Raw genomic sequence first — 15,041 nt, 5'->3', positions numbered from 1 at the left:
CTAATCCATGTAACTATGACCCCGCAGAGTGTAAAGCGACGTAAAGATCAAGCGACCCGCACCACCATCAAACCGGCGCGCAGGCCGATGCGGACATCGGGATTGGGAAACACCACCAGCTCCTCTGGATACTGGACGGTGTAGATGGTATCGCCATCGCGGGCGATTTCCTCGCCCTGCTTGAGCGCCGTGAAGTTGTGCGTCTCTTTGCCGAACGCCATCTGGAACTTGTCGCTCAACTTGATGATCTGGCGCGCGGTGTTGAACACGTGCGGCTGCTGTTTGGCCTCACGCTTGGCCGCGCCGCGCAGCAGGTCGTCCAGCGCCAGCGAGGCGTCGGCAAACTGCGACAGATCGTTCTGCCCCAGCGTGCCGATGCGCCCCAGCTCCACCGTGGTGCCGGCCGCCGCGTGATGCTCGGCCGAGTAGTAACTGTACGTCCCGACCGAAGCCGGGTTCATGATGACTGCGCCGATACCGGCCAATCCTAACCACTCGATCAACTCGCGGCGCGGCTGGTCGGCGATCAGTTCCGGCACGATGGCAAAAGTCGGATACACCGACGGCCGTATCGCCGTATGCAGATCCAGATGCCAGCGCACCGGCCCCGCGCCGTCGAAGAAGGCCGTGGTCGCGGCGATCATCACATCGGCGCGCGCCGCTTCGGCGGTGCCTTCCAGCGTACCGCGCTCCTTGCGGAACATGCGGTTCAAGTCTGCATCGATGAAGCGCTTGCCGGCCCTGATCGCACCGATATTGCCAACGCAAAGCATCAGGTTGACCGCCAAAGCGGACGCCTGCTGCGACAAGGCGTCCAGCAGATACGCCACCACCTCGATCGGTCCGGTCTCGTCACCGTGCACACCGACCGAAATCAGCACGCTCGGACGTTCGCCCCCGGCCTTGATAGTCAGGATACCGTCGGCCGGCTGCGTCACCGCAAACCCGGCCGCCGAAAAGCGCTGCGCGACAACGCTGAAATCCGCCTCAGCCAACGCGCGCACTGATTCCGGCAAAACCTTGGGCGAATCGCTCATCTACTTACACCGCCAGCATCGTGTTACCGGCGTTGGTCGCCTCGGACAAAGCCCAAACGTCCAGCATCGCCTGTTCCAGATCGGTCGCCGCTGCGTAGCCGGACAAGCCCAGCGTGTTCGCCACGACTTCCACCGCTTCCGCCGCCGTATGGCCGCCGGTCGCATGCTGCAGCACTTGCGACAACAAGCGTTGCTGCGTGCGGCGCAGCGCATTCTGCGCGTAGCTGCGCAGCTGTTCTTGCGAGCGGCTGGTGGCCGGCAGTTTCAGGCCGCGTTCCAGCGTATCGATGCCGACCTGCGCGCGCAACGCCAGGCCAACTTGCAGGAACGCCGGCAGATCCATGCCTTCCGGACGCGATACCGACAGCGCCGCGAACACAAACGCCGCCACCGCATCGATCGCCTCGACAGCCTTCCAGGCTTGCACGAATTCGGCGCGCAGGCCGGACGTGATGTCCGCATCGGACTGGCCGTCGGCTGGCGTCAACTGCGCCAGCGTCTCAGGCTTGGCGAACAGCTTGGTCAACTCGGCGACACCGGCGCGCAGCTGGTCGGCAGGCACCGTCAGCACGCCTTCGATGACGGACTTCTGCAGCACACGGGTACGGCCATCAACCTTGATCGACACGGCGCGCGGCACCTTCAGCGCATCCGCATCCAGCGTCGTGAAGATCGGCGCCAGGTTCAGCGCGGACCATGCCTGACCCCAGGCCAGGATCACATCCGATTCGTCCACGCCATGCTCGCCAGCCAGTTGACGCAGCATCAGCGGGCCGCAACGGTTGACCGATTCATTGGCCAGCACGGTCGCCAGGATGGCATTGGCCAGCGGGTGCGCCAGCGCAGGACGGGTTGCCACCAGCAGATCAGGGAAGTACGGCTTCAGCACCGACTCGGCCCAGCTCAGGTCCGTCAGCGGCAGCGCCGACAGGATGCGCTTGTAGCGGTTCTTCACGTTGGCGATCACCACCGCCAATTCCGGCGTGGTCAGGCAACGGCCGTCGGCCTTGCGGCGCGCCAGTTCAGCCACGGACGGCAGCTGCTCCAGCTCACGCGACAGCGCGCCCTCTTCTTCCAGCGACGCGATCAGCGCGGCGTAGCCATCCTGCACGGCGGCGTCGGTCTGTGCCTGTGCTTCGCGTACCAGCAGCTGCGTTTGCAGCGTGTTGTCGCGCAGGACCAGGCGCTCGATGTCGGCGGTCATTTCGTTCAGCACGCGGTTGCGGTCTGCTTCGCTCAGCTGGCCGGCGTTCATTTCCACGTCCAGCCACATCTTCGCGTTCACTTCATGGTCGGAGCAATCCACGCCGGCCGAGTTGTCGATCGCATCGGTGAAGATGCGGCCGCCCGCCAGCGCGAACTCGATACGGCCGGCCTGGGTCGCGCCCAGGTTGCCGCCTTCGGAGACGACCTTGCAGCGCAGCTGGTTGCCATCCACGCGGATGTTGTCGTTGGCGCGGTCCTTCACCTGGGCGTGCGATTCGGTCGACGCCTTGATGTAGGTGCCGATACCGCCGTTGTAGAACAGGTCCACAGGCGCCAGCAGGATGCGATGCATCAGTTCTTCCGGCGGCAGCGAGGTTTCTTCGATGTCCAGCGCGGCGCGGATCTGCGGCGACAGCTCGATGCTGCGGGCGCTACGCGGGTACACGCCGCCGCCGGCCGAGATCAGTTCCTTGTTGTAGTCGTCCCACGAAGAGCGCGGCAGCGCGAACATGCGCTCACGTTCGACGAAGGATTTTTCCATGTCCGGCGTCGGATCGAGGAAGATGTGACGGTGATCGAAGGCCGCCACGATTTTCAGTTTGCGCGACAGCAGCGCGCCGTTGCCGAACACGTCGCCGGACATGTCGCCCACGCCGACCATCGTCACTTGCGTGGCGTGGATGTCGTGGTCCATTTCGTAGAAGTGACGCTTGACGGCTTCGAACGCGCCCTTGGCGGTGATGCCCATCTTCTTGTGATCGTAGCCGTTCGAGCCGCCCGATGCGAACGCGTCGCCCAGCCAGAAACCGCGCTGCACGGCGATGCCGTTGGCGATGTCGGAGAAGGTCGCGGTGCCCTTGTCGGCAGCCACCACCAGGTACGGGTCGTTTTCGTCGTAGCAGATGGTATCGGCCGGCGAAACGATCTTGCCCAGCACGCGGTTGTCGGTCATTTCCAGCAGGCTGGCGATGAACAGGCGATACACTGCTTCGCCTTCGGCCGCGATGGTTTCACGCACGGCGTCTTTCGGCATCTGCTTGCAGACGAAGCCGCCCTTGGCGCCGGCCGGCACGATGACGGCGTTCTTCACCATCTGTGCTTTCACCAGGCCGAGGACTTCGGTACGGTAGTCTTCCATGCGGTCCGACCAGCGCAGGCCACCACGGGCAACCGGGCCGCCGCGCAGGTGCACGCCTTCGAAGCGGCGCGAGAACACGAAGATCTCGCGGAACGGACGCGGTTCCGGCACCAGCGCCAGGCTGCTGGTGTCGAACTTGAAGATGATCTTGTCGCCCTTCTGGTTATTCTGGAAGTAGTTGGTGCGCAGCGTGGCGACCATCAGGTCGGTCATCGCGCCCAGCACTTCTTCGCTGTCGGCGTGGTTGATCGCCGGCAGGCGGCTCTTGATGCCGGCCAGCGCATCCAGTGCGGCGGCGCGGGTGGCGGCGTCCAGCGCTGGGTTGAAGCGCTGCAGGAAGGCGTCCACCAGCTGCTTGACCACCACCGGCTGCTTGCGCAGCGACTCGGCGATGTAACGCACCGAGAAACGGCTGCCGGTCTGACGCCAGTAGCTCATGTAGGCGCGCACCAGTTGTACCTGGCGCACGCTCAAGCCGCCTTCGATGACCAGGCCATTCAGGCGGCCGTCTTCGGCTTCGTTGTTGAACAATGCGGCGAACAGTTCCTGCGCGACCGGCACGATGTCGGCCTTGGCCAGGTTGGCGGCGCTGGCGGCGTCCACCGACAGGCTGGTGACGAAGTGGCGCTGGCCGTCCACGCGCAGCGAGTGCGCCTGCTCACGGTCGATCGCCACGCCGGCGTTATGCAGCGCGGGCAGGATGGTCGACAGCGACGGTACGCGGTCGACGGAATACAGGCGGATGGTGGTCGCATCGGCCACAGTTTCCACACGCACGTCCACGCGCGATGGATCGGTGTTGCGCAGGATGGTGCCCAGATCGTGGAAGGCTGCTTCCGGTGCGGTGCTGGCGACGTAGTCGATCGGCAGCGCGGCGCACATCTTGCGCAGGCTGGCGCGCAGCGGCACGTCCGGCACGGCGTCGGCCAGCGCGGAGAACTGGTCATGCCAGCCATCCAGCACCGACAACAGCGGCTGCTGGATATCGGTTTCCAGGTCCAGCGGATAGCGCGCGGCGTGGGCGATCAGGTAGACGCGGGCCAGCGGGCCGTCGGCCACCAGCGTCTGCGAGCTGACGTACTGGGCGCCGGAGCTGGCTTGCAGCGCCTTGGCCAGCGACGAAGCGACGCTTGCGCTGTAACGCTCGCGCGGCAGGTAGACCAGCACGTTCAGGTGGCGTGCGTACACGTCGCGGCGGGCGAATACCTTGGTGCGCGGCTGCTTGTACAGCGAGACGACGGCGCCGCATACTTCGGCCAGCCATTCAGGCTCGCCTTCCAGCGCTTCGGTGCGCGGCAGCGATTCCAGAATCTCGATGAATTTCTCGGCGCGGAAACCTTCCTGGCGCACGCCGGCGATGCTCAGCACCTTGGCCACGCGGCCACGCGCGAACGGCAGGCGGTTCAGCGGCGTCGCGGTGGCGGCGCGGGTGAACAGGCCGACGAAGCAATACTCGCCCAGGATCGCGCCTTGCGCATCGGTGTGGCGGATGCCGATGAAGTCCAGCTGCTGGTCGCGGTGCAGCGTGCCCTCAACGTCGGCCTTGACAATGGACAGCGTGTGGGCGCGCTTCGACAGCGTGTCGAAGTCACCAGGGATATTGGCCAGGCAGGTGCCGTAGACCGGATGCGACGTATCTTGCAGCACGCCGATGCGGCTAGGGATGTCACGTTCCAGTTCGCGCACGCCCGGCTTGACCTGGTAGTAGGCGTAGCCGAACGGCTCGAAGCCTTCGGTCTTGGCCCATTCCAGGAAGGCGGCGACTTCCTTGCCTTCTTCGCCGTGCGTTGCGGCTTCGGCGCCGATGCGGCTGAAGTGTTCCTGCATCGCGGCTTTGTCGCGGCGCACCACGGCGGCGTCACGCGACACCATTTCCAGGCGCTCGACCAGCATGCCGATTTCCGCTTCCGGCAGATCTTCGGACAGCAGGCACAGGACGTAGGATTCGAGTTTGTCGCCGGCCTGGCCGACAGCGGTAACTACGCCGTCCGCGCTGCGCGCAACCGGCAGCACCGAGTTCAATACACCGTTGACACCCACGCGCAGCTTGCGCATCGCCATGACCATGGAATCGACCAGGTAAGGCACGTCGTCGTTCAGCACCAGCAGCGCGGTGGCCATGCCGCCGCGGCCATCCGCGTAGCGCAGCTTGGCGATCTGTGCGCCGGAGCCGGTGCGCTTGGAAGCTTGAGTGAAACCATCCCACAGGACCGGCGCCAGGCTATCGGGCACGGTGCCGGCCAGGTCTTCGTCGTCCAGGGAACCTAGCCAGGCGCTGATCAGCGCGGCGACTTGAGTGCTGTCGCTGGCTGGCTTGCTGGCGTTGACCAATTCCAGCGTTTGTTTACGCAGGTCTTGTGGCATTTGTTTCATCGTTGCTTCTCCAATACGTTATGTGTATTTTATGTTGCAGGCGCCGCGCCGGCTTGTGGCTGCGCGGCAGTGGTTGAGCGCTATTAGACACCAAATCCCCATATGGGGGCGAGATGGTGTTTTACAAATCATACAGTCCGGGCAAGCCCAGAATCCGGCTCAAGTCTTCCAGCGCGGCGTGCACTTCGATCGCCAGCGCCGGATCGGCCAGGTCGGACGGTTCCAGCCGGTCGCGGTAGTGCTTCTCCACCCACGCCACCAGCGTGTGGTACAGCGCCTCGGTCATCACCACGCCTTGATGCATCGCAGCCGCTTCGGCATCGGTCAGCGCCACGCGCAGGCGCAGGCATGCAGGACCGCCGCCATTGCGCATCGATTGGCGCAGGTCGAAGTGAATCAGTTCGTCGACCGCGTTGCCGCTGGCGACCAGGCCTTGCAGGTAGGCCGCCACGGCGGCGTTTTCCTCGCACTCCTGCGGAATCACCAGCGCCATCTTGCCGTTGTCCTTGCTCAGCAGCTGGCTGTTGAACAGATAGCTGTGCACCGCGTCGGCCACCGACACCTTGGCGGTATCGACGCGGATCGCGTTCAGTTCCGCGCCCACGCCGCCCATCGCGCGGCGCAGCTGTTCCAGCGCGCCCGCTTCGTCGGCAAACGCCTGCTCGTGGTAGAACAGCACATTGCCGTTGCCGACCGCGATCACGTCGTTGTGGAACACGCCCTGGTCGATCACGTCCGGATTCTGCTGGATGTAGACGGTGCGCTCGGCCGACAGTCCGTGCAGACGGGCTACCGCTTGCGATGCTTCCAGCGTCTGGCGGGCCGGGTATTTTTTCGGTGCGGTGGCCGAGGCGTCGAACTCGGTGCGGCCGTAGACGAACATCTCGACGGCGGCGCTGCCGTGGTCCTTGCACAAACGCGTGTGATTGGCCGCGCCTTCGTCGCCGAATGCCGGCGTGCCTGGCAGCGCGTCATGCACGGCGAAGTGCTTCTCATCCTTGAAGATGGCGCGCAGCGAGCGCGCCGACTGCATGTGCTCGAAGGCGCGGTGCAGCTTGTTATTCAGGTTGGCGGCGGTGAAATGCGTGCGGCCGTCGGCGCTGTCGGCCGACGGGCTGACCGTGGCCGCGTTGGCGGTCCACATCGGCGAAGCCGAGTAGGCGCACGCCAGGATCACCGGCGACTCCTTGGCGGCCTTGGCCAGCACTTCGGCATCGCTGCCGGTGAAACCGATGCTGCGCAGCAGGCGGAAATTCGGACGGTCCTGCGGCGGCAGCAGCGCCTGGCCGAAACCGCGCGCGGCCAGCGCGCGCATCTTGGCCAGGCCTTGCAGCGCCGCCAACTTCGGATTCGAAGCGCTCTTGACGTTGCTGAACGAGGCCACATTGCCGAACGACAGACCTGCGTAGTTGTGCGATGGGCCTACCAGGCCGTCGAAGTTGAATTCGCGTGCGCGCATTTCAGTTCCTTAGAAGTGCATGCCCGGCGACAGTTTCGCAGGCATTTCAAGTACATTGTTTTCGATCGAAGCGACCGGATAGGCGCAGTAATCGGCCGCGTAGTAGGCGCTCGGACGATGGTTGCCCGATTTGCCCACGCCACCGAACGGCGCGCTGCTGGCGGCGCCGGTGGTCGGACGGTTCCAGTTGACGATGCCGGCGCGTGCGCGCACCTGGAAGATCTTCCACAGGTTTTCGTCGTTCGAGATCAGCGCCGATGCCAGACCAAATTCGGTGGCGTTGGCGGCTTTGATCGCGCTGTCGAAGTCCGCCACGCGGATCACCTGCAGCAGAGGGCCGAACCACTCTTCGTCCGGGATGCCTTTGGCGTCGGTGACATCGACGATGCCGGCGCTGACGAAGCCGGTGTTGTCGACCAGTTGGCGCATCGTCAGCAGGCTCTTGCCGCCCTTGGCAACCATGTCGGCCTGCGCCTGCACCAGGCGCTTGGCGATGGCCACCGAAACAACAGGGCCCATGAACGGCGCGGGTTCCGCGGCGGAGGCGCCGATGGTCAGGCGGCTGGCCACGTCGACCAGGCGCGCGATGATCGCGTCGCCCTCGGCGCCCTGCTTGACGATCAGGCGGCGCGCGCAGGTGCAGCGCTGGCCGGCCGAGATGAAGGCTGACGAAATCGCCATGAACACGGCGGCGTCGATATCCTTGACGTCCCACACCACCAGCGGATTGTTACCGCCCATTTCCAGCGCCAGCATCTTGCCCGGCTGGCCGCCGAACTGCTTGTGCAGCGCGGTGCCGGTCTGGCAGCTGCCGGTGAACAGCACGCCGTCCAGCAGCGCGTTCTGGCCCAGCGCGACGCCCGCATCGCGGCCGCCGTTGACCAGGTTGATGACGCCCTTTGGTACGCCGGCCTTTTCCCACAGCTGCACGGTCTTGACGGCGGTACGCGGCGCGTATTCGCTAGGCTTGAAGACAACGGTGTTACCGGCGATCAGCGCCGGCACGATATGGCCGTTCGGCAGATGGCCCGGGAAGTTGTAAGGACCGAACACGCCGAACACGCCGTGCGGACGATGGCGCAGCACGGCCTCGCCGTCGGCGACCTTGTTCTGGATTTCGCCGGTGCGCGCGCCGTAGGCCTGCACCGAGATGTCGATCTTGTTGGCCATGGTGGTCACTTCGGTGCGGGCTTCCCACATCGGCTTGCCCACTTCCTCGGCGATCAGCAGCGCCAGCTCTTCCGCGTCCTGTTTCAGCAGATCGCGGAAACGGGTACAGACGGCGATGCGTTCGGCCAGCGGCGTCAAGGCCCAGGCTTCGAACGCGTCGCGCGCGGCGGCGGCGGCGTGGCCCACGTCCTGCGCGGTCGATTCGTTGCTGGCCCAGGTCTGCTTGCCGTTCGATGGATCGATCGTCACCAGTTCGGCGCCGCTGCCGGCGAGCCACTCGCCGTTGATGAAGTTACTCAATACTTTATTCAAAGCGTTAGACATGTGGGTTCTTCCTCAAATTAAGGGTCAGCGTGCGCACCGTGTCGCCGGTATGGCAGTGCAGGAGTTGTTGTTCGGCTTCCGGCAGCGCGATGGCGCCGTTGACCGGCACCGATTGCGACAGGATCATGCGGAAATCCTTGAGCGTGGTGTTCGACACCAGCATCGGTTCGGCGGCTGCGGACTCCGGCGCGCAGGCCGAATCCCAGTCCGTCGTCAGGCCGATTTCGGCCAGCGTGCTTTCGCGCATGGCGCGCAGTTCCGACACGCGTGCCTGGAGTACCGGGCCGGCGTCGAAGATGTCGACATAGCCTTCGAAGTACAGGCCTTCCTGCTCCAGCAGGCGGCGCGCCGGCGCGGTCGACATGTGGACCTTGCCGATCACTTCCTGCGCGTCTTCCGGCAGGTAGGCCACGTACAGCGGCTGGCGCGGCATCAGTTCGGCGATGAAGGACTTCTTGCCGACGGCGGTCAGGTCGTCGACGTGGTCGAAGTCCATCTTGAAGAAGTGGCGGCCCAGGCCTTCGTAGAACGGCGAACGGCCACTCTCCTCCTGGTAGCCGCGCATCTCGGCGATCAGCTTTTCGGTGAACAGGTGGGGGAACTGAGCGATGAACAGGAAACGGCTCTTCGACAGCAGCTTGCCGTTGTTACCGGTGCGGTAGTCCGGCGCCAGGAACAGCGAGCACAGTTCGGTGCTGCCGGTCAGGTCGTTCGACAGGTACAGCGTGTCCATGCGGGTGAACACATCCAGCTCGCGGCTGGAGTGCACCAGCGTGCCGATGCGGTAGTTGTAGAACGGCTCCGTCAGGCCGACCGCGCCCTTGATCGCGCACACGCCGGCGATACGGCCGTTGTCGGTGTCCTCCATGACGAACATGTAGTCGCGCTTTTCGGGCGGGATGGTTTCGGCGAACGAGGCGACGGCGATCGCCAGGCGGTCGCCCATCATCTTCATGTCCGGCTTGAGGGTGGTCATGCCGCTGCCGACCTGCGTGGCCATCACGTACAGGGCGTCGAGGTCGTTGGCTGTGATTGCGCGTACTACTAGCATAATTGGTCCACTCTTAGATTCTGACGCAGATGACGGTATCGCCTTCGGCGATCTGGAGCGCTTCCAGCACGTCGGCCGTCAGCGCCACATTGACTTGCGATTCCAGCGCCGCGCAATGCGTGATCACGGCGCGGAAGTTGTGTTCGGAGCCGGAAGATACGGCGTAGCGCAGCTGCGGTTCGCGGCCACGGTCCGGCGATTCGGCGGCGGTGGTCACGCGGCGTTGCAACGCGCCGTTGAAGGTGCGCAGCGAATTCTTGTGCGCCTGCAGGATCGGGCCGCCGTCGAAGATGTCGATGTAGTCGTCGGCCTCGAAGCCTTCGGCCGTCAGCAGGTTGAACGCCAACTCGCCCGACGGATGGATCTGGCCCATGGCCGCCTGCGCGTCGCCCGGCAGCAGCGGCACATAGACCGGATAGTGCGGCATCAGTTCGACGATCAGCGTGCGGTTACGCGCGCCGCCGATGACGCGTTCGGCGTCGAGGAAGTCCATCTTGAAGAATTTGCGGCCCAGCGCATCCCAGAACGGCGAACCGCCATCGGCATCGGTCACGCCGGCCAGCGGCACGAAGAAGCGCTCGGCGAAGCGGTGCGGCGCCAGCACGGCGAACATCAGGCGCGCGCGCGACAGCAGGGCCGCTTCCGGCGTGCCGTGTTCGCGTTCACCGACGTAAAAGCTCGACAGCTGCGAATAGCCGGTCAGCTCGGAGCACAGCGTCAGCGCGTGCACGCTGTGGCTGATGTTCAGGTCGCGCGAGACCTGCTGGATCACGTCGTTACGGAAGGAGAAATAGGTGCCGTTGGAGCCGGCGGCGGCGAAGATCGCGGCGGTGCCGACGATGGTTTTATCGGCCGGAGATTCCAGCACCAGCAGGTAGGATTCTTCGCTGGGGATGTCGACGTGCGCGGCAAACGAGGCGATCGAACGCTCGATCATGTCGGCGATCTTCTCGCGCGTTTTCGGCAAGGTGTGCACACCCGGCATGGTCACTGCGGCCAGCGCTTCGAGGGCAGCAATATCCGCAAGTTCTACCGGACGGACTACATACATGGGAACTCCTCAGATTAACGCACAAGCCCGGAGCACAAAGCACCGGGCTGAAATGAAAGACGGCGGAACCAGGTCCGCCGCCGTAGGTGCTATTTAAGCAGCCTTGATCATGCCGTCCAGCGACAGGCGCAGGATGCGGTCGGCTTCGGCGATCTGCGCGTCGGTGACGATCAGCGCTGGGGCCAGACGCAGCACGTCCATGCCGGCGATCAGCACCATCAGGCCGTTCGCTTCAGCGGCGCGCTGGATGTCCTTCGAGCGACCTTTCCAGGCATCGGTCACGACCAGGCCTTGCAGCAGGCCGGCGCCACGCACCAGCGTGAACACCTGCGAGTAATCGGCCACCAGCTTCTCCATCGTCACGCGCAGCTTGGCGCTGGCTTCCTTGACGCGGGCCAGGAAGGCCGGCTGGTTGATCGTGTCCAGCACGGTCAGCGCCACGGTCGCGGCCAGCGGATTGCCGCCGTACGTGGTGCCGTGGGTGCCCACGCCCAGCGTCTTGGCCAGTTCGTCGGTGGTCAGCATGGCGCCGATCGGATAGCCGTTGCCCAGCGCCTTGGCCGAGGTCAGGATGTCCGGGGTGATGCCGTAGCTCATGTAGTGGAACAGCTCGCCGGTACGGCCCATGCCGCACTGCACTTCGTCGAAGATCAGCAGGGCGCCGGTCTTGGTGCACAGGTCGCGCAGCTCTTGCAGGAAGGCCTGGTCGCCTGGGACCACGCCGCCTTCGCCTTGCAGCGGCTCGACGATCACTGCGCAAACGTCGTCGCCGATGGCGGCGCGTGCGGATTCGATGTCGTTATAGGTCACGTGGTCGATCGCTGGCGGCAGCGGCTCGAAGCCTTCGGTGTACTTGGACTGGCCGCCGACGGACACGGTGAACAGCGTGCGGCCGTGGAACGACTGGTAGCACGACACGATGCGCGACTTGTGCGCGCCGAACTTGGTGTGGGCGTACTTGCGGGCCAGCTTCAGCGCGGCTTCGTTGGCTTCGGCGCCGGAGTTGCAGAAGAAGGCGCGGTCGGCGAAGGTCGCTTCGGTCAGCGCGGTGGCCAGGCGCAGCACCGGCTCGTTGGTGTAGCCATTGCCCAGGTGCCACAGGGTGTTGGCCTGGCGGGTCAGCGCCTCGACCAGGATCGGGTTGCAATGGCCCAGCGAAGCGACGGCGATGCCGGAGGTGAAGTCCAGATAGTGCTTGCCATTCTGGTCCCACAGGTCCAGACCAGCGCCTCGGACCGGTACCATCGCTGCTGGTGCATAGGTTGGCACCAGAACTTCATCAAAGGTCTGACGAGTTACAGGACGGGTGGTGACGGTCGTATCGAGCTTGGCGTTCATGGCATTCCCTATTAATGTTGGGTAAGGCGCGGCACAGCACCGCGTGGACCCATTATAAAAAGCGGCATGCTAAAACTCTTTTCAAATGGCGACAAGGATTTTCACTTTTGGCCGCAAAGTAAGCTTGTCAGAACGACTAGCCTATACAGGTGGCATGAGCTTGCGCTGGCGCTCTTCCCGAGGGGTATTGCCGAATAGCGCGCCGAAGGCGGTCGAGAAGTGCGAGCCGGACGAGAATCCGCACATCAGCCCCACCTGCACGATGGAATGATTGGTTTCCAACAGCAACTGTCGGGCGCGTTGCAGACGCAACTCCAGGTAGTAGCGCGATGGCAGGCTGCCCAGGTATTGCTTGAACAGCCGCTCCAGCTGGCGGCGCGACAGGCCGACCAGGTTGGCGATGTCGTCGGTGGACAGCGGTTCCTCGATATTGGTTTCCATCAGCGTCACCGCTTCCGACAGGCGCGGCTGCAAGGCGCCGAAGCGCGCCTGCAGGGCGACCCGCTGGCGCTCCTCGTGGCTGCGCACGCGCTCGATGCACAGGCTTTCCTTGATGCCGGCCTGCACGGTGGCGCCGAACAAGTGCTCAATCAAGGTCAGCGAGAAGTCGATGCTGGCGGCGCCGCCGCAGCAGCTCAGGTGGCGGCCGTCCAGCTCGAACAGATGGGGCGTCAGGATGGCGCGTTCGGAAATGCCCTCGGTGTCGGCGTACAGCGCCCACGGCAGCGCGATGCGCACGCCCGCCATCAGGCCGGCGGCGGCCAGCCACAGCACGCCCGCGCCGACGCCGCCCCAGTATTCGGCCGAGCGGCAGCGCTCGATGACGGCGCGGCTCAACTCCGGCGCCAGCGGCGACTGCCCCTCGTCGGCCACCAACAAGGCGATGTGCCAGCCCGGCTGCGCCAGCACCACTTGCGCCGGGGTCATGGTTTCCAGATGCAGCACGTCGCGGCCCAGCGCGGCGGCGGCCAGGCGCAGCGGCTGCACCAGGCCGGCCCAGGTGATCGCGTCGGCCTCGCCCGCGTTCACCAGCAGCATGCGCAACGGCCGCTCTTGCGTGACGCGGGATAAATTATCGAAAGACATGGGACACCTACTCCGGAGCCAGCACGGCGGCAGGCCGCTCGGTGCTCCACTGGCTGACGATCATGCCGGAGATCAGCAACGCCGCGCCCAGCAAGCCGTTCCAGGCCAGCGTCTCGCCCAGCCAGAAATACGCGAAGATCGCCGCGCAGCCCGGCTCGAAGGCGTAGATCACGGCCGCCTCGTTGGCGCTGCTATGGCTCTGGCCCCATGTTTGCAGCGAAATAATCGCCGCCGTGGCGACCACGCCCAGGTAGACCAGGTTCAGGCCGTACATCTGCAAGCCCTTCCAGATGTAGCTCACGTAGTCCGGCAAGTCCTGGCTGCGCTCGGCAAAGCCCAGCGGCACTTCGCGGATCAGCAGCCACACAGCGGCGCATACAGCCACCGTCAGGATTTGCGAGGCGGTCAACACCATCAGCTTCTCGACCTTGCGGGTGGTGGTTTCCATCAACTTGACGTAGATGCCGAAAAACAGCGCGCACAGCAGCGCCAGCGTATCGCCGCGGCCCCAGGTGAAGCTACCCTCCCAGCACAGCGCGAACAGGCCGGCCAGCGCCAGCACCAGCGCGACGACGATGCGGCGCTCCAGGCGCGCGCCCATCAGCACGCCCAGCAGCGGCGGCACCAGCACGTTCAGGCCGGTGACGAAGGCGTTGCGGTTGGAGCTGGTCAGCGCCAGCCCCTCGATCTGGAATACATAGCACAGGAACAACACGCCGCCGGCGATGATGCCCCAGCGGATATCGTTCCACTTGGCGCGCCACATAAATGGCAGCAACAGCAGGCCGGCCAGCGCGAAGCGGCACAGCACGATCCAGCTGGCCGACAGGTAGCCGGTCATGTCCTTCATCGCGGGGAAAGTCGTGCCCCATACCAGGGTCACGATCAGCAAAGCGGCAATGCCGCGCAAGTGTTGAGGCATGGTTTTTTTATTATGAATGTGCGTCCTCCATTATAGTCCCGGGCAAGATTGCCGGTGCGAACCGGCTATAATCACGGTCTATGGGTGAACGATTTTTGAAAAGCATCCGGCTGCTGGCCGATTGCTTACAGAGCTACGAACGGCTCTCTGGCCAGTACGTGCGCCAGAGCGGCTTGACGCACGCCCAGTTCGATATCATCGCCACGCTGGGCAATACGCCCGGCATGTCCTATAAAGAATTGGGCGACAAGACGCTGATCACCAAGGGGACGCTGACCGGCGTGATCGAGCGATTGGAACAAAAAGGGTTGGTGGAGCGTCAGCGCAACGACTGCGACAAACGTTCCTTCTTTGTCCGGCTGACGGCGGAGGGCGAGCAGGTGTTCTGCACGGTCTTCCCCGCGGTCGTCAAGGAAAGCGGGAAAGTGTTCGCGCACTACAGCGAAGACGATTTCGCCGCCCTTGAAAAAACCCTGAGCGATCTTAAAACTGTAATCATGGCCGGCCATACCGAATGCCCGTCCACCTGCGACTCAACCAAGGAAATCATTTGAAAACGACTCTGCTCGAAGGCAAAAAGCCTGCCAAATTCGACAAACACATCATCGGCAACCTGCTGCTGAACCAGTCCACCCCTGACGAAGTCCGCCAGGAAAAGCTGATCATCGGCGTGCGCAACGAAGACGGCGAGATCTACCGCCTGATCGGCGCGACCAAGCACAACAGCTTCATGAACGCCATCGAAGAGCTGTTCGACCTGGGCCTGACCGACGAACTGCAAGACACCGACGCCACCCAGGACGGCTGCGACGCCATCTTCAGCGAGCAATAATCCCGCTGAAGGCGGTCTGTTGTGCCGCGGAAAAGTATTTTCAGAAGAAGTGCC

The 15,041-nt window shown here is 64.4% G+C and carries 11 protein-coding genes; 2 read left to right on the top strand and 9 right to left on the bottom strand.

Going from position 1 to position 15,041, the window contains the following annotated elements; genetic code table 11:
* Positions 1-47: 47 nt before the first annotated feature.
* The 9 genes from D0T21_RS16820 to D0T21_RS16780 all read right to left on the bottom strand — a co-directional run bounded on the left by D0T21_RS16820 (position 48) and on the right by D0T21_RS16780 (position 14,155).
* The gene (locus D0T21_RS16820) at positions 48-1,037 is read right to left on the bottom strand and encodes a succinylglutamate desuccinylase (RefSeq protein WP_116991939.1); all 990 of its coding nucleotides are present in this window, start codon (positions 1,035-1,037) and stop codon (positions 48-50) included.
* 4 nt (positions 1,038-1,041) lie between these two features.
* Positions 1,042-5,754 (bottom strand): NAD-glutamate dehydrogenase domain-containing protein, encoded by a 4,713-nt coding sequence (locus D0T21_RS16815; protein WP_116991938.1) that lies wholly within the window; start codon positions 5,752-5,754, stop codon positions 1,042-1,044.
* 121 nt (positions 5,755-5,875) lie between these two features.
* A complete protein-coding gene (astB, locus tag D0T21_RS16810) occupies positions 5,876-7,213 on the bottom strand; it encodes an N-succinylarginine dihydrolase (protein ID WP_116991937.1) in 1,338 nt (445 codons plus the stop codon).
* A gap of 9 nt (positions 7,214-7,222) precedes the next feature.
* Positions 7,223-8,707, bottom strand: a complete 1,485-nt coding sequence (astD, locus tag D0T21_RS16805) for a succinylglutamate-semialdehyde dehydrogenase (RefSeq protein WP_116991936.1) — start codon at positions 8,705-8,707, stop codon at positions 7,223-7,225.
* Positions 8,700-9,758, bottom strand: a complete 1,059-nt coding sequence (gene astA, locus D0T21_RS16800) for an arginine N-succinyltransferase (protein ID WP_116991935.1) — start codon at positions 9,756-9,758, stop codon at positions 8,700-8,702. Before astA ends, astD begins: the two co-directional genes overlap by 8 nt.
* Positions 9,759-9,771: 13 nt before the next feature.
* Positions 9,772-10,809: an arginine N-succinyltransferase gene (locus D0T21_RS16795; RefSeq protein ID WP_116991934.1), complete on the bottom strand. Its 1,038-nt coding sequence runs from the start codon at positions 10,807-10,809 to the stop codon at positions 9,772-9,774.
* 93 nt (positions 10,810-10,902) lie between these two features.
* Positions 10,903-12,147 (bottom strand): acetylornithine/succinylornithine family transaminase, encoded by a 1,245-nt coding sequence (astC, locus tag D0T21_RS16790; RefSeq protein WP_116991933.1) that lies wholly within the window; start codon positions 12,145-12,147, stop codon positions 10,903-10,905.
* Between the two features lie 141 nt (positions 12,148-12,288).
* Positions 12,289-13,233: a GlxA family transcriptional regulator gene (locus D0T21_RS16785; protein WP_116991932.1), complete on the bottom strand. Its 945-nt coding sequence runs from the start codon at positions 13,231-13,233 to the stop codon at positions 12,289-12,291.
* Between the two features lie 7 nt (positions 13,234-13,240).
* The gene (locus tag D0T21_RS16780; RefSeq protein ID WP_116991931.1) at positions 13,241-14,155 is read right to left on the bottom strand and encodes a DMT family transporter; all 915 of its coding nucleotides are present in this window, start codon (positions 14,153-14,155) and stop codon (positions 13,241-13,243) included.
* Positions 14,156-14,235: 80 nt separating this feature from the next.
* On the opposite strand from D0T21_RS16780, the gene D0T21_RS16775 reads away from it, so the two are divergent.
* Both D0T21_RS16775 and D0T21_RS16770 read left to right on the top strand, forming a co-directional pair.
* The gene (locus tag D0T21_RS16775; protein WP_116991930.1) at positions 14,236-14,709 is read left to right on the top strand and encodes a MarR family winged helix-turn-helix transcriptional regulator; all 474 of its coding nucleotides are present in this window, start codon (positions 14,236-14,238) and stop codon (positions 14,707-14,709) included.
* On the top strand, positions 14,706-14,987 hold the full coding sequence (locus D0T21_RS16770; RefSeq protein WP_020700711.1) for a hypothetical protein: 282 nt from the start codon (positions 14,706-14,708) through the stop codon (positions 14,985-14,987). Before D0T21_RS16775 ends, D0T21_RS16770 begins: the two co-directional genes overlap by 4 nt.
* The last annotated feature ends 54 nt before the right edge of the window (positions 14,988-15,041 follow it).

The sequence above is a fragment of the Duganella sp. BJB476 genome, assembly GCF_003416895.1.
Lineage (GTDB): Bacteria > Pseudomonadota > Gammaproteobacteria > Burkholderiales > Burkholderiaceae_D > Rugamonas.
The sequence above is the reverse complement of the archived record's forward strand: the minus strand, read 5'-3'. Positions and strand labels throughout refer to the sequence as shown.

Excerpts from the sequence above, each read along its gene's own strand:
- D0T21_RS16820 (WP_116991939.1), bottom strand. The coding sequence starts at position 1,037 with ATGAGCGATTCGCCCAAGGTTTTGCCGGAATCAGTGCGCGCGTTGGCT.
- D0T21_RS16815 (WP_116991938.1), bottom strand. The coding sequence starts at position 5,754 with ATGAAACAAATGCCACAAGACCTGCGTAAACAAACGCTGGAATTGGTC.
- astB (WP_116991937.1), bottom strand. The coding sequence starts at position 7,213 with ATGCGCGCACGCGAATTCAACTTCGACGGCCTGGTAGGCCCATCGCAC.
- astD (WP_116991936.1), bottom strand. The coding sequence starts at position 8,707 with ATGTCTAACGCTTTGAATAAAGTATTGAGTAACTTCATCAACGGCGAG.
- astA (WP_116991935.1), bottom strand. The coding sequence starts at position 9,758 with ATGCTAGTAGTACGCGCAATCACAGCCAACGACCTCGACGCCCTGTAC.
- D0T21_RS16795 (WP_116991934.1), bottom strand. The coding sequence starts at position 10,809 with ATGTATGTAGTCCGTCCGGTAGAACTTGCGGATATTGCTGCCCTCGAA.
- astC (WP_116991933.1), bottom strand. The coding sequence starts at position 12,147 with ATGAACGCCAAGCTCGATACGACCGTCACCACCCGTCCTGTAACTCGT.
- D0T21_RS16785 (WP_116991932.1), bottom strand. The coding sequence starts at position 13,233 with ATGTCTTTCGATAATTTATCCCGCGTCACGCAAGAGCGGCCGTTGCGC.
- D0T21_RS16780 (WP_116991931.1), bottom strand. The coding sequence starts at position 14,155 with ATGCCTCAACACTTGCGCGGCATTGCCGCTTTGCTGATCGTGACCCTG.
- D0T21_RS16775 (WP_116991930.1), top strand. The coding sequence starts at position 14,236 with ATGGGTGAACGATTTTTGAAAAGCATCCGGCTGCTGGCCGATTGCTTA.